A 24,713-nucleotide genomic window follows, 5' to 3' on the forward strand; every position below is an offset into this window, starting at 1 on the left:
AAGCAAGGAGAACCGTACGTGATCCCCGAGACTGCCGGCCCAGCCGCCGTCATTGTTCTGGCAGCAGGCGCCGGTACCCGGATGAAATCCCGTACCCCGAAGATCCTGCACGAAATCGGTGGCCGGTCCATGGTTGGCTACGCCCTCCTGGCAGCTCGCAGCATTAATCCTGGACGGCTGGCCCTGGTGGTCCGCCACGAGCGGGATCTGGTGGCCCGCCACCTCAACGAGCTTGATCCCGAAGCCCTGATCGTGGACCAGGACCACGTTCCCGGCACCGGCCGCGCGGTTGAGGTGGCCGTGCAAGCGCTGGACGCCCAGGAAAAACTTGCAGGCACCGTCGTGGTCACTTACGGCGATGTTCCACTCCTGACCGGCAGCCTGTTGGCGGATCTGGTGGCCACTCATGAGAGGGAGGCCAATGCCGTCACGGTACTGACCGCGCTGTTGTCTGACGCCACGGGCTACGGTCGCATTCTCCGTGGTGATGACAGCTCCGTCACCGGCATCCGCGAACACAAGGATGCAACAGAAGCTGAACGCCTGATCCGCGAGGTCAATTCCGGGATCTACGCCTTCGACGCCGACGTCCTCCGTGACGCGCTGGTCCACATCACCACCGACAACTCGCAGGGTGAAAAGTACCTCACCGACGTGCTGGGAATCGCCCGGCAGGCGGGCGGCCGGGTTGCTGCCGTCGTCACCGAAGACCGCTGGCAGGTGGAGGGCGCCAATGACCGGGTGCAGCTGTCCGCCCTCGGCGCGGAACTGAACCGCCGCACCGTTGAAGCCTGGATGCGCGCCGGGGTCACCGTCGTTGACCCCGCCACCACCTGGATCGATTCGACCGTCACCCTCGACGAGGACGTCCGTATCCTGCCGAACACGCAGCTGCACGGCGCCACCACCGTGGCGCGGGACGCCGTCGTCGGCCCCGACTCAACCTTGACCGATGTCCGCATCGGCGAGGGCGCCAAGGTGACCCGCACACACGGTTCCGGCGCTGTGATCGGCGCGGAAGCCGCCGTGGGCCCCTTCACGTACCTGCGTCCCGGCACCGTGCTCGGCGACACCGGCAAGATCGGTGCGTTTTACGAAACCAAGAACGTCACGATTGGCCGAGGCTCCAAACTTTCCCACCTCGGCTACGCTGGTGACGCCGAAATCGGCGAGGACACCAACATTGGTTGTGGCAACATCACGGCCAATTACGACGGCGAAAAGAAGCACCGCACGGTGATCGGCTCGGGTGTACGCACAGGTTCCAACACGGTCTTTGTTGCACCGGTCACCGTGGGGGACGGTGCCTACAGCGGCGCCGGCGCGGTGATCCGCAAGGACGTCCCGGCAGGGGCGCTCGTCCTGTCCGTTGCCGCACAGCGCAACGCCGAGGGATGGGTTGTGGCCAACCGCCCCGGCTCGCGCTCGGCTGAACTGGCGCAGGCGGCCGCCTCAGATTCCTCACATACCCCGGCATCGACAGAAGAGGACCAGCGATAATGAGCGAAATTACGGCACGCGGCGAGAAGAAGCTGGTGCTAGCCGCTGGGCGTGCGCACCCCGAACTGGCGCGGGAAATCGCCAAGGAGCTGGGTACCGAGCTGCTGCCCGTTGATGCCTATGACTTTGCCAACGGGGAGATCTACGTCCGAGCCGGCGAAAGTGTCCGGGGAACGGACGCGTTCGTCATCCAGGCCCACCCGGCGCCGCTGAACAACCACCTCATGGAACAGCTGATCATGATCGATTCGCTGAAGCGGGCCTCCGCCAAGCGCATCACCGTGGTGTCCCCGTTCTACCCGTACGCACGGCAGGACAAAAAGGGACGCGGCCGTGAGCCGATTTCCGCCCGCCTGGTGGCGGACCTGTACAAGACCGCCGGTGCTGACCGCATCATGAGCGTTGACCTGCACACCTCGCAGATCCAGGGCTTCTTCGACGGTCCCGTGGACCACCTTATGGCCATCCCACTCCTGGCGGACTACATCCGCACCCGCGTCGCCGCGGACAACGTTACTGTCGTGTCCCCGGACACCGGCCGGGTGCGCGTTGCGGAGCAGTGGGCCGAACGCCTGGGCGGAGCGCCACTGGCGTTTGTGCACAAGAGCCGGGACCTCACCGTTCCCAACCAGGCCGTCTCCAAGACTGTCGTGGGCCAGATCGAGGGCCGTACCTGCGTCCTCATCGATGACATGATCGACACCGGCGGCACCATTTCCGGAGCGGTCCAGGTCCTGAAGAACGCCGGGGCGAAGGACGTCATCATTGCCGCGACGCACGCTGTCTTCTCCGAGCCCGCTGCACAACGGCTCTCCGAATCCGGCGCCCGCGAAGTGGTGGTCACCAACACGTTGCCCCTCACCGCGAATCAGCAGTTCCCGCAGTTGACGGTGCTGTCCATCGCACCGTTGATCGCCCGCGCCATCCGTGAAGTGTTCGACGACGGGTCTGTCACCAGCCTGTTCGACGGCAACGCCTGATTCCCACGCTGTTGCAGCCGGCGGCGGGCCCGTTTTCAGTATTTGGTCCCGGCGCTGGTAAGCTTTTTGACGATACCTTGGCGAGGGAGCGCATCCGGGAAACCGGATCGCAGGTCTCCGTTATCGACTGGGTCTGAATCTCCCTTCTGGAAGGGCCGCCTCACGGCCGCCCGGCGTTGAAGGTCGTAACAGACCTCCGCCCTTGCTGAACACCTTTTAGACTTCCAAGGAGATACACATGTCTGAGCAGAAGCTCGCAGCAGAAGTACGCACCGAATTCGGCAAGGGCTTTGCCCGCCGCGCGCGCATGGCCAACCTGATCCCCGCCGTCATCTACGGCCACGGCGCCGAGCCGATCCACATCACGCTTCCGGCGAAGGCCACCACGCTGGCAGTCCGCAAAGCCAACGCCCTGCTGACCCTGGACGTCAACGGCGAAGAGCACCTAGCCCTGGTCAAGGACGTCCAGCGCGACCCCATCAAGCAGATCATCGAGCACATCGACCTGCTGACCGTCATCAAGGGCGAGAAGGTCACCGTGGACATCCCGGTTCACATTGTTGGCGAACTGGCTCCGGGCAGCGTCTTCAACCAGGAACTCACCGTCATCTCCCTTGAGGCAGAGGCAACCCACCTGCCCACCGCCATCGAGGTCGACATCGAAGGCCGCTCCGCCGGCCAGCACATCCACGCTTCCGACCTTGTCCTGCCGAAGGGTTCGGTCCTGCTGGCCGACGCCGACGCACTGGTGGTCCACATCTCCGAGGCCACAGAGGTTACTGAGGAAGAGGCACAGGCTGACTCCGCAGCCGCAGTCTCAGCCGAGTAATAACGGCACAGTTTGATGTGTGGCCGGGCCCTGTCAGGGTCCGGCCACAGCCATGTCCGGACCACCTTAGGATTGAATAATGACTGACACCTGGCTGATCGTTGGCCTCGGTAACCCCGGGGCCGAATACAAGGACAACCGGCACAACGTCGGCCAGATGGTCCTGGACGAACTTGCGGGCCGGATGGGTGGAAAGTTCAAAACACACAAGGCACGCGCCCAAGTGCTCGAAGGGCGGCTCGGGCTCGGCGGTCCCCGGGTGGTGCTGTCCAAGCCGATGAGCTATATGAACGTTTCCGGCGGCCCTGTGGCGGGCCTGGCGAACTTTTACGGCATTGATCCTGACCATGTTGTTGCGGTGCACGATGAGATTGATATCCCGTTTAACACGCTAAAGCTGAAATGCGGTGGCGGCGAGGGCGGTCACAACGGACTCCGGGACATGTCCAAGGCACTGGCCACCAAGGATTACTTGCGGGTACGGGTGGGTGTGGGCCGCCCGCCAGGGCGGATGGAAACTGCAGACTATGTCCTGCGCGATTTTGGCACTGCAGAACGCAAGGACCTTCCGTTCCTGCTCGATGAGGCGGCCGATGCCGTGGAATTGCTGGTCAGGGAAGGACTTACCGCGGCCCAGCAGAAGTTCCATCCGGCCAGGTCAGACGGTCAGCAATAAAACTTAAAACGGTCTGTCCCTGTTTACCTGTGTGTGCCAAGGGGTAGTCTTCTTTCTAAGCGGGGGGCGATGGGGCTTATCCCGCTTTAGGTGGGATTTAGGGGACAAGTTCATGTCAATCGAGCCACTCAGCTGGGGACGTGGGTCACCGCTCAACGACGTTGGGCTGCGCACCGACACTGCTGGCCGATCAGAGCCGCAGCCATGGTCCGTGCCCGCGCGGAGCGCCAACCTCGATGCGGTCCGTACAGCCCTGACCAGCCTCGAATCCCTGGGAGTCGTCATCACCGGCGGACGCGGCGTCGGCAAGTCCTCCTTAGCCAGGACGGCCGTCTCCGAGTTGGGGCCGGATATCTGGACGTTGCAACTGCGCAGCGGACCGTCATCCGGAACAACGCCCTACGGTTGCCTGGCTTTCCTGCTGGCGCGCCTTCCCCAGGCGTACATGGGGTCACCCACGGCCATCCTCCGCGGCATTACATCCCTCATCAAAAGCGATGCCGCTGGGCGCCAGTGTGTCATCACCCTGGACACCGCGGGCGGCATCGATGACATGAGCGCCGGCGTACTGCTCAACATCCTCCTGACAGGGACCGCCCGCATTGTGGCCGTGGCACCCATGATCAGCGACCTTCCGGCCGACTTCCACTGGCTCCTCAGCGACCGCCGGCTCACCGAGGTCAGGTTGGACAACCTCAATGAACTGCAGACCCGCCAGGTGCTGCTTTCCCTGCTGGGCCACCGCGTGTCGGCCTCCCTGGTCAGCACCTTCCACACCATGGTTGGCGGAAACCCGCTGCTCCTGAAGGCGCTTGCCACCGAGCAGCAGCATTCGGGGAACCTGGTTCTTTCGGACTCCGTCTGGACACTGCGGGACAAAGTGGTGCTCGACGGCGCGGCCAGCCTTGACGACATCGTCCGATCCCAGTGGACCCGGAAATCTCCGGAGGAACGGGACGTCATCGAGATGCTCTCCTGCGCCCGCAGCGTGGAACTGTCCGGGCTGACTACCGTTTACGGTGCCGGTGTGGTGGCGGACATGGAGGATTCGGGCCTGCTGAAGATCGATTCTTCGGACCACCGATGGGTTTCACTGCGCGAAAAGTACCTCGGCGACGTTGTTCGCTCCTGGCTGAGCATCACTCGTCGACGGGAACTGCGGAGCCTCCTCCTGGGCGGCAAGGAGCCTGACCCGGCCACCATGACGGTGGAGGAGCTGATGGCGTTCGGCGCCTGGACCCAGGAATGCGAGGCTGAGTTGAGTCCGGCCATGGCGCTGGCCGCTGCCGAAGCCGCAGTGCAGCTCTTTGACCCTCATTTTGCCCTCAAGTACGCCGACACATTGAAGCGGAATGACCCCCAGTGGGTGCCGGCCCAGCGGCAGAAGGCGGCAGCGTACCTGCTCATGGACCTGCCGGTGCAGGCCATGGCAGCATTGGACGATATTTCCCAGCCGCAGCTGGACAACCTGGACGTTGAAGAGTTCGCCCGGGTGGTCGCTGCCAAATCGCGGGTTATGGTCTGGCTCCCCGAACACACCGCCCGAGTGCCGGCACTTCTGCAGACGGCACGGGAGCGGCTTGGCGTGGAACCGGGAATCGCGAAGGGCTGGCCGGAGCCCCTGGCTGCTGCGGCCAACCGGATCAGCCTGAGCGAATTCGAATACCAGGCCTTCGTGGGGGACTACTCCGCCGCCCTGCCGGCGCTGGAAGCCGCCGCGGACCCCGGGCAGAATCCGGATACCTGGTTCAGGATGAACTCAGCGGTAATCCTCATGAGCGCACTGTCCATGACAGGGCGGGAAATGGACGCGCTGAGCCTGATGAGGCAGGTGGGCGGGCAGATCTCGGACGCCGCCGAGATCGTGGGGCTGCGTGAGAAGTTCGCCGGCCGGGCGTACAACGTGCTCCTGATGGCAGGGCAGTGGCGCCGGTGCATCGACCTCCTGGATCCGCCGTCCGCGCGCGAATTCCACCGGCTCCCGTACCGGAGTGCTGCCGCGGAGCTCGATGCCGGCATCGCCTACGTATACTCGGGCCGCGGTGCCGCGGCCCTTGATTCGCTGCTCTCGGCCGCTGCGCAGCTGGAGCTGCGACCCCTCCAGAGCATGCTCCGCGCCGCCTACGCTGCCATCGCCTTCGCATATGCGCAGATCGGCAATGCCGGGCAGTCCCGGAAATATCTTGACAGACTGCAGCGGACAGCAGGCGCCGCTGACCATGCCACCCGCAGCCGCACTGAATTCTGTGCCGATATGGCCGCCCGTTGGCTGGGGGACAGCGACGCAGCCACCCGCCTCAAGCAGTCCGCCCGCCGCGACATCGCAACGGGAACGTTCACCCTTGCCGGGATCAGCCTGCTCGGAGCAACGGTCAACGGCACGGACGCTGACTTCCGGCTAATGGAACAAGTGGCCGGGCATCGCCAGGGCCCCTTGGCCGAAATTTCACGGCTGATCGCCGTGGGCAGCCGGACCCGCGATGCCAAAACGTTGCTTGCCGGCGGGGAACTGGCGGCCACCCTCGAACTGGATGCCGTTGAGGCCCGGTGCATGGCGCTGGCCGTTGACTACGCCCGGCAGGCGGGTGACTCGGTCTCCGCCAGGACTGCACAGGCCCGGCTCGACATCCTTGCAGCCACCGTTGCCAGCCTGCCGATCGTACCGAGCAGCGGCAGCCCGCTCCTGACAGCGCGGGAGCGGCAGATCGCGCGGCTGGCAGGCCGGGGCGCGTCCAACCGCGACATTGCCGAAGAGATGGGAGTGTCCGTGCGCACTGTGGAAGGGCACCTTTACCAGGTCTTTACCAAACTCGGAGTAACGTCCAGGGGTGATCTGACTGGACTCGTATAACGGCCACGCAGCCAAACCAGGACCGCCGTACCGGCTTCTCACGGGCCGGCGTGAACCGCTGGACCGGATCTGCAATATCATCCGCAGCCGTACGAGTCAGGCAGTGTTCCTCATGGCGGGCCCGGGCATCGGGAAATCAACGCTGACCGAGGCCATCACCGAGCGGCTTGCCCAGGAGATGATCATTGTTCAGATTCATGGAAGCTCGTCGCTGTCCGGTGTACCCTTTGGAGTTCTGGCGCCGTACACCGCGGAGCTCACTGCCGAGGACTCGGTGTCCCCGGTGGCTGTGCTGCGGTCCGTGTGGAGGTACTTTGAGCAGCTGAAAGGCGGCAAAGATACCCCGTTGCTTCTGATGATGGATGACGCCCATCACCTGGACGAGGCATCGGCCAGCATTGTGGCGGACATGATCACCGCCGGCTGGGCCACCGTGCTTGCTGCCGGCAGGCCGCGACCCGGGCTGCCGCAGCCGCTCGCGCAGCTCTGGTACGACGGCCTGGCCGACCGTGTGGATCTGCGTCCCATGAACCGGGAGCAGATCGAGGAAGTCCTCTCCCATGTCCTTGATGGAACAGTCCCCGCTGGAACCATTGACACTATCTGGAGTGCATCCGGCGGAAATCCGCGGATTCTTGATGCCTTGTTGCACGATGCCGCAGAGCGGGGCCAACTCGCAAAGCGGAACGGGATCTGGATGCTGCTGGGCCCTTTGCCTGCCGACGGACCAAGGCTCACCGAGGTGGTGGTGAAGGACATGCTCCGCCGCGGCCCAGAAGAACAGGAAGTCCTGAAACTTGTTGCCCTCGCCGGGCCCGTGAGCCGTAAAATGATCGAGGACACTTTTGGCGCCGACGTGGTGCGCACGCTTCTGGACCAGCAGATGATCGTCGAAAATTCCGGCATTCCGGCCGAACTCCGGATCTGGAACTCCGTATTCGGAGAGGCGCTCCGCACCAGCATCTCGGTGTCACGGAGCCTGCAGCTGCTTGAAAAGATCCAGGATCAGCTCGGCACCGCACCCGAAGGGTCTGAAGGCAGGATGAGGGCCGTGGAATGGGCCCTCGAATGCGGATTAAAAATATCCGATACCGAGCTGCTTGAGGCCGCCGGCACCGCCTTGGTCCACTCCCGAAATTGGAGTAGCCGCACGATGGCGGAAAAGGTCGCGGACCCGGACCTCGTACCGCAGGCACAGGCTGTCCAGGCAAGGGCCCTATTCAATGAAGGCGACTTCGTTGGTGCCGCTAGGCTTCTGGACGGGTGCTGGCTGCAGCTGAGGAAGGGGCCCTGGGCTGTTCCGGTCCTGATGCTCAGGGCAATGGCGCACCAGGCTCTGGGGACACCGCTGGCAGTATTTGCAGCCGATTCCCGTGAAGCGCTTCAGCGCGCCGGTGCCATGACGGCTGGCCCCTTGGCCGTACTGCAGGATTCCGAACAGGCACCCGGTGCTCCTGACAAGATCTGGCAGGAGTGCTTGCTTCACCTGTTGGAGCTTGGCGAAGCCGGCAACCACCAGGCGTTGGCGGCCGAGGTCCAGGAACTTCGTAGCGGCCGCGGTGGTGATGCCACGGAGGACGCCCTGCATGCTGTGGGCCTCGCGCTGTTGGCCCATGCCCTCGCCTCGGCCGGACGTGCCGTCCAGGGGCTGGATGCTGCATTGCTGTCGGCCTCGGAACTTCCCGCCCTGCAGGGTGGCGTGTTCTTCTTCAATGAATTTGTCCTCGGCCGCCTGGTGGCAGACTACCTGGCCATGGGGGAGTGGGAGTCCGCGGAACGGGAGTTGGCGAACTACGTCGCCGGACAGCCGAGGGGTATCGCATATTTCAGCGGCAGCCTCGAGGTACTCCGTGGCTACTCGTTGCTGCGCCAGGGGCGGATGGAACGCGCCTACCAAACGCTGTTACCGGCTGTGGAGACCTTGCGGCTCAACGACCCGTTGCAGCTGTTCCGGTTTGGGTCCGGGCTGGCGTTCTATGCAGCGGCGAGGCTCGGTGACTCCGCCCAGGCCGGCCGGCTTGAGCTGGATTACAAGGATTCACCCGCGGGCTCCACTGGCTTCGGACTCCTTGCCACGGCCTACGCCGCAGCAGCATCAGAGTATGTAACGCACGACGGGAAAGGCCTGGCGTCCCTCCACACACTGTCCACCACGCGCGAGGTGACCAGCCGAGCCGGGACACTTCTGGAACTTTTGGCACTCTGCTGGGACCTTGGCGATCATTCCGTGATCCCTTTGGTCCACACGCTGGCGGGGAGCGTTGAAGGCCGCTGGGCCGCTGCAATGCTCACCCTGGCGGAGCATTGGGAGTCCGAAGACGCGGATTCCATCATGGAGACGGCGGCCATGCTTGAAGGCGCCGGATTCGTCAACCTGGCGCGGGAGGCATACGCCCGGTCGAACACCGTCCTTGAGAGCTCCGGGGAGCGCCGGCGGGCCCGTCAGGCAGTGGCCCTGCGGGAGAAGTGTGACCACGAACTGGGGGAGCGGTTTCGGGAAGGCCACTTCATCGCCGCAGCACCGAGCGTGCACCTCACGCGCAGGGAACAGGACATCGTAGAGCTTGCTGTGCAGGGCCTCACCGACAGGGAGATCGCACAGAAGCTCATGGTGTCCGTGCGCACTGTGGAGGGCCACCTTTACCGTACCTACGTCAAACTCGGCGTGCGGAGCCGCGACGAACTGGCTACAGCCCTTCCGCACTAGGGACTGCGTACGGAAGCCCTCCGTCCGGGCCCCGAACGCGGACGTCCCTATATGCGTATCCACGGGGCCTAACCCGTAGCCCGGGCGCAAAAAACTAGAGTACTGCCTACTCGTGCGCCGGGCGTTCGTGTGCGGTTGACTTAGTGCGGCAGGAAAACCCGGATTCACCGGAACCGTGGACCGGCCAACAGACTTTATAGGCCTCGTTTTGACGCAAGCTTCCGGCCCCTGGGGCCGGATCGAAACGGGGCCGGCGACGTCGGAGTCTTCTGAGACCGAGACTCTCCCCCCAGCCGTCGCCGGCCCTCACTTCCGCGGGCTGAAGCCCGGAGCTGCTGTGGCGGTTGCCCCTCGGGCCACCGCCACAGTGGTGTTGTGGGACAATTGAGTGTCAATCCATTGGCATCTCAAGGAGTTCGCTTTGGCCCTAGTATCAACGCCTGCCACGCTGGAACGCGCAGTGCCGGCCATGGATAACGCCGAAGTCCTCAGGATTCGGAACGACTTCCCCGTACTTGGCCAGCTGGTCAACGGCCAGCCCTTGGTGTACCTCGATTCGGGCGCCACGTCGCAGAACCCGCTGAGCGTCATCGAAGCTGAGCAGGAGTTTTACGAACAGCGCAACGCTGCCGTGCACCGCGGTGCCCACTATCTTGCGGTGGAGGCAACAGAGGTTTTCGAAGATGCCCGCCAGACCATCGCGGACTTCATCGGTGCGGACTACGCGGAAACGGTGTGGACCTCCAACGCCACCGAAGGCCTGAACCTGATCAGCTACGCGCTGTCGAACGCCTCGCTGTGGGCGGCGCAGGGGCGCGGTGACGGGCGGCTGAAAGACCTCGGAGTGGGCCCGGGTGACCAGATCGTGGTGACGGAAATGGAGCACCACGCCAACCTGATCCCCTGGCAGGAACTGGCGTTCCGCACCGGCGCCACATTGCGCTACATCCCCATCGACGACGCCGGTTTCTTGCGGATGGACAGTGCGGCCGAGATCCTGGGACAAAAAACCAAGGTCCTCGCCTTCACCCACGCCTCCAACGTGCTGGGCACCATTAATCCGGTGCAGGAACTGGTGGCGCTGGGGCAGCGGGCCGGAGCCCTGGTGGTCCTGGACGCCTGCCAGTCTGCGCCGCACCTGCCGTTGAACGTCAAAGAGCTTGACGTCGACTTCGCCGTCTTCTCCGGCCACAAGATGCTGGCGCCCACCGGAATCGGTGTCCTCTACGGTAAGCAGGACATCCTGGATGTGCTGCCGCCGTTCCTCACCGGAGGATCCATGATCACCACCGTGACCATGGACCGGGCCGAGTACCTGCCCGCGCCGCAGCGCTTCGAGGCCGGTACCCAGCGCATCTCGCAGGCGGTTGCCCTGGCCGCCGCAGCCAACTACCTCACGGAAACCGGCCTGGACCGCGTGCACCGCTGGGAATCCGAGCTCGGCCAGCGGATGGTGGCGGGACTGGAATCCATTCCCGGCATCCGTGTGCTGGGGCCCACCGCAGGACAGGAACGGATCGGCCTCGCCGCATTCCACGTCGATGGCGTGCACGCGCACGACGTCGGACAGTTCCTGGATTCCCGGGGCATCGCCGTCCGCGTGGGACACCACTGCGCCCAGCCGCTGCACCGCCGCCTGGGCCTGACCGCAACCACCAGGGCAAGCGCCTACCTGTACAACACCACAGACGACGTCGACGCCTTCCTGGAAGCCGTTGCCGGAGTCCGGTCCTATTTCCGCGTCTAGCGCGATCACCGAAGGTACACCTCAATGAGCCTTGACCAGCTGTATCAGCAGATCATCCTTGACCATTCCAAGGTCCGCCACGGCAGTGGACTGGCGGGAATCGCCGCGCCGGCGGGGGCGTCCACGGGCCAGTCCCGCCAGCTCAACCCCGTCTGCGGTGACGAAGTCACGCTGCGGGTGGCTGTTGAAGGCGGCAAGGTGGCGCAGATTTCCTGGGACGGCGAAGGCTGCTCCATCTCGATGGCATCGGCGTCGGTCCTCAGCGAGCTCGCGGAGGGAATGACCGTGGACGAACTCCGCGCCGTCATTGGCAACTTCCGCGAAGTGCTCCGCTCGCGTGGGAAAGTCCACGCCGATCCCGAAATCCTGGGCGACGCCGCGGCATTTGAGGGTGTGGCCCGCTACGCCGCGCGCGTTAAGTGCGCCATGATTTCCTGGGTTGCCGCCGAAGACGCCCTGAACCAGGCAACCTAGGCCCGTACGGTCCGAAGCCGGTGCGCAGCCGCGCCGCGGCGGTCAGCGCCGCTGCTCGAAAACGTCCGGGACGCCGTCGCCGTCGGCATCACGCCGTTCCGTCTCTTCCACTGCGCGGTAATGCCGGTTCCGCAACCGGAGCACCACGGCGGCGAGCAGGGCGGCCGCCAGTGATCCGGTGAGGATGGCCACCTTCGCGTGGTCATCGTGCGCCGAGCCCGCACCGAAGCTCAGCTCTGCGATCAGCAGCGACACCGTGAAGCCCACTCCGGCCAACATTGCAAGGCCGGCGACATCGATCCAGACGAGGCCGTCGTCGAGCTTTGCCCTGGTGGTCTTAGTGATCAGGTAGGTAGTGCCGAACACTCCAATCGTCTTGCCGACCACCAGCGCAGCCACAATTCCCAGTGCCACAGGATCCGCCAGGGCCGACCTGAAGCCGTCGAGGCCACCCACGGCTACTCCGGCGGAAAAGAAGGCGAAGACCGGGACGGCGAAACCTGCCGAAAGCGGGCGGAGCCGGTGTTCAAAGGACTCAGCCATCCCGGAGCCGGTCTCACCACGACTCCGCGACGCCAGTACCGGCACGGCAAATGCGAGCAGCACGCCGGCCACCGTGGCGTGGATACCGGAGGCGTGCACGAGTCCCCAGGTGGCGGCGGCCAGCGGCAGCAACAGGTACCAGCTTCGGACCCTCCTCTGGGCCAGAAGGGCAAACAGCCCCAGCGGAACCAGCGCCGCCAGCAAGAAGAGCGGCTGCAGCCCGGACGAGTAGAAGAAAGCGATGATGCCGATGGCCAGCAGGTCATCCACTACGGCCAAGGTCAGCAGGAAGGTCCGGAGGGCAGCAGGCAGGTGGGTGTTGATGACGGCCAGGACGGCCAGGGCAAAAGCGATATCAGTGGCTGTGGGAATTGCCCAGCCACGCTGGCTCGCAGCGTCCTGCCCCAGGTTCACCAGCGTGTAGATCAGGGCGGGAACTGCAACCCCTCCCACGGCCGCGGCCACGGGAACCACGGCCTTGGACACCTTGCGAAGTTCGCCGGAGACAAACTCCCGCTTGAGTTCCAGGCCGGCCAGGAAGAAGAAGATGGCCAGTAGACCGTCGGAGGCCCATTGCCCCAGGGAGAGCCGGAGGTGCCAGGGTTCGTAACCGATTTTCAGGTCCCGCAGTGTGAAGTAGCCCTCGGCCGCCGGTGAGTTGGCCCAGAGGAGTGCGGCAGCAGTCGCCAACAAGAGGAGGGCGCCGCCGGCTGTTTCCAGTCTGAGGATCGCGGAGATCCGCAGGAATTCAGGGTAGCTTGAGCGGCTGAGGACCTTAGCGGCGAAGGCGGGACGGGAAGGGTGCTTGGCCATGAATGGCTCCTGGAATTGGGGGGTCGGCAAAACTATTGCCGACCAGACTTCCCGGCGCACCTTTGTATCAGCCTACCCGAGCAGGCCCATAACTCCGATCACCGCGGTGACAGCTCCCAGCACCATCGAGATGCTGACCAGCACCACATGGACGGTGAGGAACTTTGTGGCCTTGCCGGCGGCGTCCCGCGCCCGGGGGTCCTTCATCACGCGACGCAGGAACTGCGGCCAGACCACGAGGGACCAGATGCCGGCGATGATCAGCAGGCAGCCCGCAAGCAGAGGGAGCTGCACGGCCTAGTGGCTTTCGAGCCAGGCCTGGGCCTGCTGGGACTGGATGTTCAGGGCCTTGGACACCATGGGCTCGGCCGCCTCGGCGATCTTGCCGCCCAGGAAGGGAACAGAGGACGTGACGTTGCCTTCGAGTTCAATGCGTGTGTTGCCGCCCTCTGCGACGAGCCGCTGGACCGCGGTCACATCAAGGGGGGCGCCGGCGATCTTCAGCGTGATGTTGCTCTGGCGGGAACCGTCAGCCGCTGGAGCCTCCCAGTTTTCCACCTGCGTCACTGTGAGCTTTTCGCCCACGAACTTGCGGGCGATCTCCGGCAGGCGGGTGGTGGGGAGGGTACGTACCGAGGTGGTGCTGAATGCTCCGTCGACGTCTCCGGCCACTTCGAAGGACTCCAGGGTGCCGCCAACGAATTGGCTGGTGTGCCGCTGGAAGTCCTCGTTGATAAAAACAGCAGCAACGCTGCCGACGGCGTGCGGAAGGGTGGTGGTTGCACTCAGTGCCATGGGTCCTCCAGTGATGTGTAGGTCAGAACGCTTTTTGCTCCCCACATCCTACGGGGAGCCCTACTGGTTGTTGGAACCGGCCCCCGCGCTGTCGGCGCCGGCGATCTTCTGCGCGGCGGTGGTGATGTTCCGTGCCATCGCCGGAAAAATGAGGCTGTGGAATGGCAGTACGGCCAGCCAGTAGAGCTTTCCGCTCAGGCCCTTGGGGAAGAAAATCGCCCGCTGCCGGTAGCGGCTGCCCGTCCCGTCAGGTTCCACGGACAGCTCAAGCCAGGCACGTCCGGGGGCGCGCATCTCTGCGCGGAGGCGTAACAGTTTTCCGCGCTCTATCCGTTCCACACGCCACCAGTCCACCACTTCGCCTGAGGCCAGGGTGCCAGGATGCCGACGTCCCCGCAGCAAGCCCGCGCCGCCGGTGAGCTTGTCCAGCCAGCCCCGAACGCGCCAGGCAAGCGGCAGTGAATACCAGCCGTTCCGGCCGCCGATCCCTTCGATGATGGTCCACACGTGGGCAGGAGCAACATCCCCGTGGAAAGTCCGCTCATCCATATAGACCGTGTGGCCTGCCCAGTCCGGATCGCTGGGCAGCGGATCGGCGTCCGCCCCGGCATTTGACCACGTGGTTTCCACCTGGCCGTCACGCTCCTTGCCCAGGGCTAGGGCAACAGCCCCCCGGTACGGAGTCAGACCGCCAGCCGGCACGGGAATATGGGCGTCGATATCTTGCTCGCGGGACACGGCATCGTGCTGCAGCGACTCGACGAGCGGCAGTGACATGGACAGCGGGATCGGCGTGGTCAGCGCCACCCACAGGCCGGCAAGCTTAGGGGCCGGAATGGGCAGCGCCAGGACCACCCGGTACGGCAGCCCGGCCTCGGCGGCGTATTCCTTCATCATGCCCGCGTAGCTCAGGACCTGCCGGCAGCCGATGTCGAAGGTGCGGTTGACCGGCCCGTCCATGGAGGCCGCACCCACAAGGTAGTGCAGTACGTCCCGGACGGCGATCGCTTCGATCTTGTTGCGCACCCAGCTTGGGGCCGGCATCAGCGGAAGGGTCTCGGACAGGTGGCGGATCATTTCGAAGGACGCCGACCCGGAACCGATCACCACCCCGGCCTGGAACACCACAGCCTCCACCGCGCTATCCAGGAACACCTTCCCCACGGCTTCCCGGGAGCGCATGTGGGTGGACAATTCGACGTTGGCCGGGTGCAGGCCGCCCAGGTAAACGATCCGGCCTACATGGGCTGCGGCGGCAGCTGTGGCGGCTGTTTCCGCCATGGCCTTTTCCTTGGATTCGAACCCGGCGCCGGCGGCCATGGAGTGAACGAGGTAGTACAGCACGTCGACCCCGGCCAGCGCCTGGCGCAGGGAAGCGCCGTCGTCGAGACTGCCCTGGATCACCTCAACTTTGCCTAGCCACGGCACGCCTGCGATCTTGGCCGGAGTCCTGACCATGACCTTTACGGTGTGGCCGGCCTCCAGCAGCCGGGGGACCAGGCGGCCGCCGATGTAGCCGGTGGCTCCGGTCACGAGGACGGTTTGCGCCGTCCCTGCGGCCACGGTGGAGGGAGTGTCGCTCGGACTCTTGCTATCGCTCATTGAAAGCTCCTCAGGCCAGGCGGGGGGATGCGTCAAACGGGTGCGCTTCCTCAGCAAGCTTAGCAACGGGGGTTCCCGGCGGGCCCCGGTGCAGGGGTAGGCTGGGATGACCCGGGATTCGAAGAGAATTTCGGGTTTTCGTGTTGCCTGCGATCCCTTGAACCCACAGGAGTTTCCGCCATGAGCCCCACTGGCCCGTCCCATCCTGGCCCGTCCCACGCCGGTCCCTCGCTGGCCGGGCTGCGCCGTGTCCTGGCAGAAGACCAGACGTTCGCCAGGGTCCAGGCGGAGGCGGCCAGGGGCTTTGATGTCCGGGGCCAGGATTACCAGGTCAGCGCGCCGGCCGGTCTCCGTGCCGTCCTGCTGGCGGAAATGGCAGACGGCCTGGCCTCCGGTGCCGACGAAGGAACTCCCGATGGCGGGTTCCCCCCGGTGGTGCTGGCAGTCACCGCGACAGGACGCGAGGCAGAGGACCTGACGGCGGCCCTGCGTGCCTACCTGCCGGCCGATTCAGTGGCCGAGTTCCCCAGTTGGGAAACCCTGCCGCACGAGCGGCTCTCGCCCCGTTCGGACACGGTGGGCCGCCGGCTGTCCGTCCTGCGCCGCCTGGCTCACCCGGAAGGTTCGACGGCGGGCCGGCTGCGTGTGGTGGTGGCGCCGGTCCGCGCTGTGGTCCAGCCAATCGTCGCCGGGCTGGGTGAGCTGGTTCCGGTCACGCTGAAGGTGGGACAGGACATGCCGTTCTCCAACGTGGTGCGGAGCCTCGCCGACGCGGCCTACGCACGCGTGGACATGGTCACCCACCGTGGCGAATTTGCCGTCCGCGGCGGCATCATCGACGTCTTTCCGCCCACCGAGGACCATCCCATCCGGGTGGAGTTCTTCGGCGACGAGGTAGACCAGATGCGCTGGTTCGCGGTGGCCGACCAGCGCTCGCTGTCGGCGCCCGGCATGCACCACCCCACCGAACTCCATGCCCCGCCCTGCCGCGAAATCCTGATCACGCCGTCAGTGATGTCCCGCGCGGCCACCCTGAAGGCGCAGCTCCCCGCGGCCGCGGACATGCTCGAGAAGATCGCCGGCGGCATCACCGTGGAAGGGATGGAATCCCTGGCCCCGGTGCTGGTGGATGCCATGGTCCCGTTCGTGGAGCAGCTGCCCGCCGGGTCCATCTCGGTGATTATAGAACCGGAAAAGGTACGCCGCCGCGCACATGATCTTGCCGCCACCAATGAGGAGTTCCTGGAAGCTGCCTGGTCCACGGCATCCGATGGCGGCACGGCTCCGCTGGACCTCAGCTCGCAGGCGTCGGAAGCCTTGCACTCCGCCAGCTTCCGTTCCCTGGCCGAAACCCGGAGCTCCTCGCTGGAGCACGAGGTGTCCTGGTGGTCCATTACGTCACTGGCCACCGACGAGGAGCTGCTGCCGGAGATCGACGTCCTCAACCTCCGCGCCCGGGAACCGCGCGGCTACCAGGGCGATGTGGCCGAGATGATGGACTTCATCGGCTCCCACGTTCGGGACCAGTGGCGGATCGTGGTTGCCACCGAGGGACCCGGCCCGGCGCAGCGCCTGGCGGAACTGTTCCACGACGCCGACATCCCCTGTGCCCGGGTGGACACCCTTGAGAAGGAGCCGCAGGCGGGCATCATCGAGGTGACCACTGCCGCCGTCGGACGCGGTTTTGTCCTGGACAGCCTCAAGCTGGGGCTGCTGACCGAAGCGGACCTGCTGGGACGGACGTCCGCAGGCTCCACCAAGGACATGCGGCGCATGCCGTCCAAGCGGCGAAACGCCGTGGACCCGCTGCAGCTGGTCAACGGCGATTCCGTGGTGCACGAACAGCACGGCATTGGCCGTTTCATCGAACTCATCCAGCGCAAGGTGGCAGGCGGCGGAGACGGCGTCCGCGAATACCTGGTCCTGGAATACGCCCCGTCCAAGCGCGGCGCCCCCGGGGACCGCCTGTTTGTCCCCACCGACCAGCTGGACCAGGTGACCCGCTACGTCGGCGGAGACACGCCCGTGCTCAGCAAGATGGGCGGCTCCGACTGGGCCAGCACCAAGTCCAAGGCACGCAAGGCCGTCAAGGAGATCGCCGGCGAACTCATCCGGCTGTACTCCGCGCGGATGGCCTCAAAGGGCCATGCCTTCGGGCCGGATACCCCGTGGCAGCGCGAGCTGGAGGAGGCCTTCCCGTATGTGGAAACGCCGGACCAGCTGACCACCATCAACGAGGTCAAGGCGGATATGGAGCGCGAGATCCCCATGGACCGCCTGGTGTCCGGCGACGTGGGCTACGGCAAGACCGAGATCGCCGTCCGGGCCGCGTTCAAGGCGGTCCAGGACGGGAAGCAGGTGGCGATCCTGGTGCCCACCACCCTGCTCGCCCAGCAGCACTACGAAACGTTCACCGAACGCTTCTCCGGCTTCCCCCTGCGGGTCAAAGCCCTGTCGCGGTTCCAAGGGACCAAGGAAACCAAAGAGACCGTTGAGGGCGTCAAGAGCGGCTCCGTAGACGTCGTCATTGGAACCCACCGGCTGCTGTCGAAGGACTTCGCGTTCAAGGACCTGGGCCTGGTGATCGTGGACGAGGAGCAGCGCTTCGGCGTGGAGCACAAGGAAGCGCTGAAGAAGATGCGGACCAACGTGGACGTGCTGGCCATGAGCGCCACACCGATTCCGCGGACCCTGGAGATGTCGTTGACCGGTATCCGGGAAACGTCCACACTGGCCACCCCGCCGGAGGAACGCCACCCCGTCCTCACCTACGTGGGCCCGTACACGGACAAGCAGACCTCGGCCGCCATCCGCCGCGAGCTGATGCGCGAAGGCCAGGTGTTCCTGGTCCACAACCGGGTATCCACGATCGAACGGACCGCCGCCAAAGTCCGCGAACTGGTCCCGGAGGCGCGCGTGGAGGTGGCGCACGGGCAGATGTCCGAGAGCCGCCTGGAGCAGATCATTGTGGACTTCTGGGAAAAGCGCTTTGACGTCCTGGTGTGCACCACGATCATCGAAACCGGCCTGGACATCTCCAACGCCAACACCCTGATTGTGGACGGGGCCGACAAATACGGCCTCTCCCAGCTGCACCAGCTCCGCGGCCGGGTGGGCCGCGGCCGTGAACGCGCCTATGCCTACTTCCTTTACCCGTCCGAGAAGCCCCTGGGCGAGGTGGCCCTGGAACGGCTCAAAGCCGTGGCCACCCACAACGAGCTTGGCGCCGGGATGCAGCTGGCCATGAAGGACCTCGAAATCCGCGGCGCCGGCAACCTGCTGGGCGGCGAGCAGTCCGGCCACATCCAGGGCGTGGGCTTCGACCTCTACATCCGCCTGGTTGGTGAGGCAGTGGCCGACTTCCGCGGCGACGCCGAGGAAAAGGCCGCCGAAATGAAGATCGAGCTGCCGGTCAACGCACACCTCCCGCATGATTATGTGCCGGGGGAGCGGCTCCGCCTGGAGGCCTACCGCAAGCTGGCATCTGCCTTGACGTACGAGGCCATCGGGGAGGTGCTGGCCGAGCTTGTGGACCGCTACGGCGAACCGCCGCTGCCGGTCCAGAACCTCATTGCCGTGGCCCGCTTCCGGGTGGGTGCCCGCGAAGCCGGCCTGTCCGACGTCGCACTTCAGGGCAACTTCATCAAGTTCTCGCCGGCGCAGCTGCCGGAGTCGAAACTGATGCGGCTGACCCGGATGTACCCGGGTTCCCAGTCTAAGCCTGCCCTGGACGCGGTGCTGATTCCGAAGCCCAAGACCGCGAGGATCGGCGGCCGCGACCTGCAGGACGCCGAAATCCTCGAATGGGCCAACGGGGTCATCCGCAACATCTTCTCCGACGCGCCACTCGCCGCGCCGGCAGTAAGCGGTTAGGGCTTGATGGGAGGACACCACGCCGCGTCGGGGGCCGCGGCGTGGGTAGCTATTGCCTCAACCGGACCGTACACGCTGGGCTGGTATCCGCTGGACGCCACAGGAATCCTCATCGGCGGGATGGCGACGGCGGGGACGGCGCTCGTGTGCGACTGGGACCACCGCCACAGCACGGTGGCCAGCTCGCTGCCACCGCTGTCCAACCTGATTGCCGTGGGGATTGAGAACGCCAGCGGCGGGCACCGGCAAGGCACCCACTCGGTGCTCGGGGCGGCTTGCTTTGTGCTGCTGGCCACGATGGCCGGGCAGTTCCAGCTGCAGACGGACTGGGGCCTGCTGTCCGTGGGTGCCGGCCTGCTGTGCATGTTCATGATCAACATTGCGGCCAAGGCGCTGAAGCTGTTTCCCAAGTCCGGATTTATCAGCAACTGGATTTTTGCGCTGACCATGGCCGGACTGGTGACCTGGTTCGCGCCGGGGCAGTGGACCTGGCTGCCCGTCTCGATGCTGACGGGGGTGGTGGTCCACATCGTGGGGGACATGATCACCACAGGGGGTGTGCCGCTGCTCTGGCCGATCGTCATCAAGCCGCCGAAGTTCCTCCGGAAGCTGCCGGTACTCAACGACGTCTGGAAAGCCAACGGCGCCTTTTCCTTGCCGCTGCTGGGCCGCGCCGGTTCCAAGCGCGAGTGGCTGGTCCTGATCCCGGTGAGCGCCTACGCGATGGTGGGCATGTGCGTAGCGGCGTGGTCGCTGGCGAAAACACATTTCCCAGCCGCCATGGCGATCGGAAAGACTGCGGTCAGCCGCCTGTTGGGCGCGGGCTGACGCGGCCGGTACAGTTCACGACTTAAAAAGCTGCGGCCCCGGAATATCCGGGGCCGCAGACCTTTAAGTTGCAGAGGGTTCTTACTTGCCGCCGGCTGAATCGGAGCGGCCGGTGATGGTCTGCGGGATCCAGAACGCCAGGAAAAACAGGCCCAGGCAGACGGCCATCGGCCACGGGTTGCCGAGCGTAAGGAAGGACAGGGAGTAGATGGAGCCCAGGAACAGCGCCATCATGGGTACAAACAGAAGGATGCTGCCCACGAGGCTGTTCTCGTTCTGGGGGGTCTGTACCGTTGCGTTGCCGGACTCGGTGGTCTTGCTGGACATTATTTCCTCCTCGGCCCCGCGGGGCTCAAACAGTGGCGGCTCCGGGCCGGCGTCAGTAACTGGATGAACCCTGTTCACCCTTGACGATGGCAATGCCGGAACTGGCACCAATACGTGTTGCACCTGCAGCAATCATAACCTGAGCGTCGGCCAGGGAACGTACGCCGCCGGACGCCTTGACGCCGAGATCGGGGCCTACGGTGCGGCGCATCAGAGCGATATCCTCGGCCGTGGCACCCCCGCCATTGAACCCCGTGGACGTCTTGACGAAGTCCGCCCCCGCTTCAACGGACGCCTGGCAGGCAAGGACCTTCTGGTCATCGCTGAGCAATGCGGTTTCGATGATGACCTTCAGGATGGCTCCGCCTGCGTGGACCGTCTCCGCGACGGCGGAGATATCGTCCACCAGCGCACCCTTGTCACCGGCACGGGCAGCCGCGATGTTGATGACCATGTCAATTTCGTCCGCACCATCCAGTACCGCGCCGCGGGCTTCAAAGGCCTTCACGTCGCTGGGCGTGGCACCCATGGGAAAGCCGATGACCGAGCACGTGAGAACCCCGGACCCCTTCAGGGCGGTCTTGACTGTCTTGACCCAGAGGGGGTTAACGCAGACCGACTTGAAGTGGTACTCAGCGGCCTCGCCACACACTCCGAGGATCTCCGCTTCGCTGGCCTCGGGCTTGAGCAGCGTGTGGTCGATGTAGGAAGCGATGTTGCCCGATGCTGAGACCGTACCGGCTCCAGTCTGGTCGGTAGGAGTGGCTGCGTTGCTCATGATGGTCCCTTCCATGTGGCCTTGTGGGCCGCCGGAGCCACGCAGTGCGTGGCTGTTCAGGTGACCATCTTGTCACAGCGGGTGTCACGGCGGGCGGAGGTTCAGGCGGCCGCAGGCACGCGCCCGGCAACACCCGTGGCCGGGTCGTCCGCCGCTGATATAGCGGTCATCAGCTGCGCCGCGCAGGCGCCGGCGGCAGAGGCCGCCGCGACCAGCAGCCCCAGCCGCACGCCGTCGAACGCGGCGGCGTCGCCGATGGCCCAGACGCCGTCGACCGATGTCCGGTAGTCCTTGCTGATGGCGATTCCGCCGTTGGGGGCGGTAGCGAGTCCGGCGCTGGCGGCGAGTCCATCGCGGGAAATCCGCTCTTCGGCCAGGACAACCAGATCGCCGTTCATGCTGCTGCCGTCTTCGAAGACGACGCCGGAGGCGGTCAGGCCTGAGCCGGCGCTGGAGTGCACCACGGCGGCCGGCCGGACCGTTGTGCGGATAGGCCGGACGCCGCGGGCCCTCAGCACCGCTTCGGCCTGGCCCGCTGCCGCGCCGGTTCCCACGAGGATCCCCAGTGGCCGCCGGCCCAGCTCCCGCGTCACTTCCCTCACGGCGTCGCCGATCCGGGCTGCGTCGTCGATCGTGGAGTAGCTCAGGCAGCGGCCGGCGCCCGCCACGGGGGACGCGACGGGCGCTGATCCGGTGGCGATGACCAGCTCGTCGTAGCTCAGTTCCATGCCGTCGGCGGTGGTGACGGAACGGTTCCCCGCGTCGATGAAGCTGGCTGGCTGGCCGAAGCGGACTGATACCTGTGGCAGCTCTGCGAGTTCCAGGAGTTCGGCGGGAGCGTCGTCCCGGTTGCTGAGGACGGTGACTGTGCCGCGGAAGCGTGCAGCGTCAAGCTGGCGGACCAGCGCCTGTGCGGCGGGCCCTGCTCCGGCAATGACAATGCGAGGAACCGGGGAAACTGAGGTGGACGGTGCCGGAGCGGACATGTGCTGGCCCTTTCGCTGGCGGCCGCAGGAGCGGCCGGAACTTCGTGATGAATCCCAGCGTAGGCTGCCCGTTTTTCCACCGTGTTTCCGCATTGTCGCTGCCATTTACCGCCCGGTAACAATAGGAGTTCTTGTCCAGATAATGCGCTCAAAACGGCGCTTTGGCCGCATTATCTGGACAAAAACTCCTTTTGCGGGAGGCGCTAGACCCGGATCCGGTAACCCCGCTTGACCACCGTCTCCACCAGGCGGCCGTCCGGCAGCGATGACCGCAGGCGGCTGACCGTCATGTCCAGTGCATGGACCGAGCCCTTCAGCTCCAGCAGTTCCGACAGCGATTCCCGGGAAAGTACAGCCCCACCAGCCCCCAGCAGGGCACGCAGCAGCAGCAGTGGCGCAGGCGCCAGCTCAACGTGAACTCCATCGACCCGCAGGCTGCGCCCGCGCAGCTCAAGGTTGCCGGACGCGGTGTCCAGCCTGCGCACATGGTTAAGGGCGAGGTGCTCGCACACCAGCCGGATGAGGGCACCCATCCGGAACCGCTCCGGGATGAGCGGGGTGATGCCGGCGTCGAGCAGGGGCTGCGCGGTGACCGGGCCCACCACTGCCGTGGTGACGTTTGTTTTCAGGCTTTCGATGAGCTGCTTGTAGACGCCCATCTCGTGGGCGGTACTCCATACGGCATCGACGGCGGGTGCGCTCGTAAAGGTAAGCACGTCCAGGTTGCCGCTGCACACAGCCTCAATAAGGCGCGGAAGCCGGTCTTCGCCGTCGGGCTTCACCCAGCGGTACGGGGTCACCGTCAGAACCGTGGCGCCGGACATACGCAGGCGTTCCAGCTGCCGGACGTCCGTGTAGCCGTGCAACTGCACGGCCACGGTCTTGCCGCGCACGCCTTCGGCGAGCAACATGTCCACCAGCGTTGCGGTGGTTTCGTCGCTGCTGATTCCGACGTCGGCGAGTCCGGCGGCACGGACGGCGCCGCGGGCTTTGGGGCCGCGGACAAACATCCGGCACCCGGCGAGGGTGTCCAGCAGCTGCTCACCGATCCCAAAGGAGTCGGCGGCTTCGCACCAGCGGCGCATGCCGTACGCCGTGGTGGCGATGCACAGGTCCGGGCGTGCGGCGATGATCGCCTTGGTGTCCTCGATGAGGCGGACGTCCTCCTGCACCGGGGCGATCTTAAGGGCCGGGGCATGCAAGACTTCCGCGCCGCGGCGTTCCAGGGCCTCGATAAGGTCCCGGGAGCGCCGGTGCGAGGACACTCCAATGCGGAAACCCTCCAGGGGGGAATCAGCCGATTCCCCCCTGGAGGTCTCTTCAGCCTGGGGTTCTGCGGGTGCCAGTGCGGTCATGGGGGTCAATCCTTTCATGAACCGAGCAGCGAGGCCGCCAGGCGGTCGAGGTCGGCGGCGGCCTCAGCATGCCCGCGGTTGGCTTCCGCCACGCGAACCACCTCGCCAATGACCAGCACGGCGGGATTGCTGCACCCGGCAGCAGCGGAGGTGATTGTGCCCAGGTCCGCGATGGTGGTGCGCTGGCCCGGGCGGTAACCGCGTTCGACGACGGCCATGGGCATGTCGGGTCGCATACCGGCTTTACGGAGTCCGGCCGCGAGCTGGTGCAGGGTGCCAATGCCCATCAGAACCACAATAGTGCCGCCCAGCCCGGCCAGGTGCGTATGTTCCTTTTCGGTCAGCGGCCCGTGGCCGGAGACCACGGTGAACATGTGGCTGACCTCGCGGTGCGTGACGGGGATGCCGGCGGCCGCCGGCACGGAGATCGCGCTGGTAACACCGGAAATGACACGGACAGGCACGCCCGCCGCGACGCAGGCGGCGACTTCTTCGCCGCCGCGGCCAAAGACGTACGGGTCGCCGCCTTTGAGCCGGACGACGTTATTGCCGGCGAGGGCGCTTTCGACCATGAGCTTCTCGATGTCGGCCTGGCCCACTTTGTGGTGGCCGGGCTTCTTGCCCACATCCACGAGTTCGGCGGAGGTCAGGTCCGGCAGGTCCTGGCAGGGAGCCAGCCGGTCGAAAAACACCACGTCCGCATCGCGGAGGGCCTTCACGGCGGCGACAGTCAGCAGCTCGGTGGTGCCGGGGCCGCCGCCCACCAGGGTGACGTGGCCGACGGGTCCGGCGGCAGGCTCGGCCGCCACCGGGATGCCGGTGGCGGCGCAGCGCTCGAGCAGGGGCTCCCAGCCGGGCTGGCCGTCGTCGACCGCCGCGACCAGGAACGGGCGCTCGGGAAGCGGGCCGTCATGCGCCGCACCCGCAGGGGTGCTGAGGCGATAGACGACGGCGCCCGCGGCCACGTAGCGGCGGACCGCCTGTCGGGCGGCGTGGTCGGAGCCGGTGACAAGGACTTCGCGGCCGGTGAGATCGATGCTGAGCTGCAT

The 24,713-nt window shown here is 65.7% G+C and carries 19 protein-coding genes; 10 read left to right on the forward strand and 9 right to left on the reverse strand.

Annotated elements, in window-relative coordinates; all coding sequences use genetic code 11:
• Positions 1-18: 18 nt before the first annotated feature.
• From glmU to sufU, 8 genes are all read left to right on the forward strand, one after another.
• On the forward strand, positions 19-1,500 hold the full coding sequence (gene glmU, locus ACQCS0_RS06730) for a bifunctional UDP-N-acetylglucosamine diphosphorylase/glucosamine-1-phosphate N-acetyltransferase GlmU (protein WP_354153894.1): 1,482 nt from the start codon (positions 19-21) through the stop codon (positions 1,498-1,500).
• Positions 1,500-2,480 carry a ribose-phosphate diphosphokinase gene (locus tag ACQCS0_RS06735; RefSeq protein WP_056348072.1) on the forward strand — a complete coding sequence of 327 codons (981 nt, stop codon included), beginning with the start codon at positions 1,500-1,502 and terminating at the stop codon, positions 2,478-2,480. Before glmU ends, ACQCS0_RS06735 begins: the two co-directional genes overlap by 1 nt.
• Before the next feature lie 238 nt (positions 2,481-2,718).
• Positions 2,719-3,309, forward strand: a complete 591-nt coding sequence (locus ACQCS0_RS06740) for a 50S ribosomal protein L25/general stress protein Ctc (RefSeq protein ID WP_185262977.1) — start codon at positions 2,719-2,721, stop codon at positions 3,307-3,309.
• A gap of 79 nt (positions 3,310-3,388) precedes the next feature.
• Positions 3,389-3,985: an aminoacyl-tRNA hydrolase gene (gene pth / locus ACQCS0_RS06745; RefSeq protein WP_354153893.1), complete on the forward strand. Its 597-nt coding sequence runs from the start codon at positions 3,389-3,391 to the stop codon at positions 3,983-3,985.
• A gap of 112 nt (positions 3,986-4,097) precedes the next feature.
• A complete protein-coding gene (locus tag ACQCS0_RS06750; RefSeq protein WP_354153892.1) occupies positions 4,098-6,836 on the forward strand; it encodes a LuxR C-terminal-related transcriptional regulator in 2,739 nt (912 codons plus the stop codon).
• The gene (locus ACQCS0_RS06755) at positions 6,823-9,543 is read left to right on the forward strand and encodes a LuxR C-terminal-related transcriptional regulator (protein ID WP_354222348.1); all 2,721 of its coding nucleotides are present in this window, start codon (positions 6,823-6,825) and stop codon (positions 9,541-9,543) included. Before ACQCS0_RS06750 ends, ACQCS0_RS06755 begins: the two co-directional genes overlap by 14 nt.
• Before the next feature lie 421 nt (positions 9,544-9,964).
• Positions 9,965-11,290: a SufS family cysteine desulfurase gene (locus ACQCS0_RS06760; protein ID WP_354153891.1), complete on the forward strand. Its 1,326-nt coding sequence runs from the start codon at positions 9,965-9,967 to the stop codon at positions 11,288-11,290.
• Between the two features lie 24 nt (positions 11,291-11,314).
• Entirely contained in the window at positions 11,315-11,764 is a 450-nt protein-coding gene (gene sufU, locus ACQCS0_RS06765; RefSeq protein WP_354153890.1) for a Fe-S cluster assembly sulfur transfer protein SufU, read from the forward strand.
• Between the two features lie 42 nt (positions 11,765-11,806).
• Here the strand turns inward: sufU and nhaA are convergent, their stop codons facing one another.
• From nhaA to ACQCS0_RS06785, 4 genes are all read right to left on the reverse strand, one after another.
• On the reverse strand, positions 11,807-13,120 hold the full coding sequence (gene nhaA / locus ACQCS0_RS06770; RefSeq protein ID WP_354153889.1) for a Na+/H+ antiporter NhaA: 1,314 nt from the start codon (positions 13,118-13,120) through the stop codon (positions 11,807-11,809).
• 72 nt (positions 13,121-13,192) lie between these two features.
• Positions 13,193-13,414, reverse strand: coding sequence for an SCO4848 family membrane protein (locus ACQCS0_RS06775; RefSeq protein WP_354153888.1), 222 nt, complete (start codon positions 13,412-13,414; stop codon positions 13,193-13,195).
• A 3-nt stretch (positions 13,415-13,417) separates the two neighbouring features.
• Positions 13,418-13,915, reverse strand: coding sequence for a DUF2505 domain-containing protein (locus tag ACQCS0_RS06780; protein WP_354153887.1), 498 nt, complete (start codon positions 13,913-13,915; stop codon positions 13,418-13,420).
• Positions 13,916-13,975: 60 nt separating this feature from the next.
• Entirely contained in the window at positions 13,976-15,517 is a 1,542-nt protein-coding gene (locus tag ACQCS0_RS06785) for an SDR family oxidoreductase (RefSeq protein WP_354153886.1), read from the reverse strand.
• Between the two features lie 180 nt (positions 15,518-15,697).
• On the opposite strand from ACQCS0_RS06785, the gene mfd reads away from it, so the two are divergent.
• Positions 15,698-19,390: a transcription-repair coupling factor gene (mfd, locus tag ACQCS0_RS06790; RefSeq protein WP_354153885.1), complete on the forward strand. Its 3,693-nt coding sequence runs from the start codon at positions 15,698-15,700 to the stop codon at positions 19,388-19,390.
• A gap of 6 nt (positions 19,391-19,396) precedes the next feature.
• Entirely contained in the window at positions 19,397-20,218 is an 822-nt protein-coding gene (locus tag ACQCS0_RS06795) for a metal-dependent hydrolase (RefSeq protein ID WP_354153884.1), read from the forward strand.
• A gap of 81 nt (positions 20,219-20,299) precedes the next feature.
• Here the strand turns inward: ACQCS0_RS06795 and ACQCS0_RS06800 are convergent, their stop codons facing one another.
• The 5 genes from ACQCS0_RS06800 to cobA all read right to left on the reverse strand — a co-directional run bounded on the left by ACQCS0_RS06800 (position 20,300) and on the right by cobA (position 24,713).
• A complete protein-coding gene (locus ACQCS0_RS06800) occupies positions 20,300-20,545 on the reverse strand; it encodes a hypothetical protein (protein WP_282329226.1) in 246 nt (81 codons plus the stop codon).
• Positions 20,546-20,597: 52 nt separating this feature from the next.
• On the reverse strand, positions 20,598-21,323 hold the full coding sequence (deoC, locus tag ACQCS0_RS06805; RefSeq protein WP_354153883.1) for a deoxyribose-phosphate aldolase: 726 nt from the start codon (positions 21,321-21,323) through the stop codon (positions 20,598-20,600).
• A 101-nt stretch (positions 21,324-21,424) separates the two neighbouring features.
• On the reverse strand, positions 21,425-22,309 hold the full coding sequence (locus tag ACQCS0_RS06810; protein WP_354153882.1) for an FAD-dependent oxidoreductase: 885 nt from the start codon (positions 22,307-22,309) through the stop codon (positions 21,425-21,427).
• 203 nt (positions 22,310-22,512) lie between these two features.
• Positions 22,513-23,664: a uroporphyrinogen-III synthase gene (locus ACQCS0_RS06815; protein ID WP_354153881.1), complete on the reverse strand. Its 1,152-nt coding sequence runs from the start codon at positions 23,662-23,664 to the stop codon at positions 22,513-22,515.
• Between the two features lie 14 nt (positions 23,665-23,678).
• Entirely contained in the window at positions 23,679-24,713 is a 1,035-nt protein-coding gene (gene cobA / locus ACQCS0_RS06820; protein ID WP_354153880.1) for a uroporphyrinogen-III C-methyltransferase, read from the reverse strand.

Origin of the sequence: Pseudarthrobacter sp. S6, from assembly GCF_050156575.1 — a bacterium.
GTDB lineage: Bacteria > Actinomycetota > Actinomycetes > Actinomycetales > Micrococcaceae > Arthrobacter.

What these genes read in the sequence shown, in the direction of transcription:
- mfd (WP_354153885.1), top strand. Translation starts at nt 15,698, where the DNA reads ATGAGCCCCACTGGCCCGTCCCATCCTGGCCCGTCCCACGCCGGTCCC.
- nhaA (WP_354153889.1), bottom strand. Translation starts at nt 13,120, where the DNA reads ATGGCCAAGCACCCTTCCCGTCCCGCCTTCGCCGCTAAGGTCCTCAGC.
- ACQCS0_RS06780 (WP_354153887.1), bottom strand. Translation starts at nt 13,915, where the DNA reads ATGGCACTGAGTGCAACCACCACCCTTCCGCACGCCGTCGGCAGCGTT.
- sufU (WP_354153890.1), top strand. Translation starts at nt 11,315, where the DNA reads ATGAGCCTTGACCAGCTGTATCAGCAGATCATCCTTGACCATTCCAAG.
- ACQCS0_RS06810 (WP_354153882.1), bottom strand. Translation starts at nt 22,309, where the DNA reads ATGTCCGCTCCGGCACCGTCCACCTCAGTTTCCCCGGTTCCTCGCATT.
- ACQCS0_RS06795 (WP_354153884.1), top strand. Translation starts at nt 19,397, where the DNA reads ATGGGAGGACACCACGCCGCGTCGGGGGCCGCGGCGTGGGTAGCTATT.
- ACQCS0_RS06785 (WP_354153886.1), bottom strand. Translation starts at nt 15,517, where the DNA reads ATGAGCGATAGCAAGAGTCCGAGCGACACTCCCTCCACCGTGGCCGCA.
- ACQCS0_RS06815 (WP_354153881.1), bottom strand. Translation starts at nt 23,664, where the DNA reads ATGACCGCACTGGCACCCGCAGAACCCCAGGCTGAAGAGACCTCCAGG.
- ACQCS0_RS06740 (WP_185262977.1), top strand. Translation starts at nt 2,719, where the DNA reads ATGTCTGAGCAGAAGCTCGCAGCAGAAGTACGCACCGAATTCGGCAAG.
- ACQCS0_RS06735 (WP_056348072.1), top strand. Translation starts at nt 1,500, where the DNA reads ATGAGCGAAATTACGGCACGCGGCGAGAAGAAGCTGGTGCTAGCCGCT.
- ACQCS0_RS06800 (WP_282329226.1), bottom strand. Translation starts at nt 20,545, where the DNA reads ATGTCCAGCAAGACCACCGAGTCCGGCAACGCAACGGTACAGACCCCC.
- ACQCS0_RS06750 (WP_354153892.1), top strand. Translation starts at nt 4,098, where the DNA reads ATGTCAATCGAGCCACTCAGCTGGGGACGTGGGTCACCGCTCAACGAC.
- deoC (WP_354153883.1), bottom strand. Translation starts at nt 21,323, where the DNA reads ATGAGCAACGCAGCCACTCCTACCGACCAGACTGGAGCCGGTACGGTC.
- cobA (WP_354153880.1), bottom strand. Translation starts at nt 24,713, where the DNA reads ATGCAGCTCAGCATCGATCTCACCGGCCGCGAAGTCCTTGTCACCGGC.
- pth (WP_354153893.1), top strand. Translation starts at nt 3,389, where the DNA reads ATGACTGACACCTGGCTGATCGTTGGCCTCGGTAACCCCGGGGCCGAA.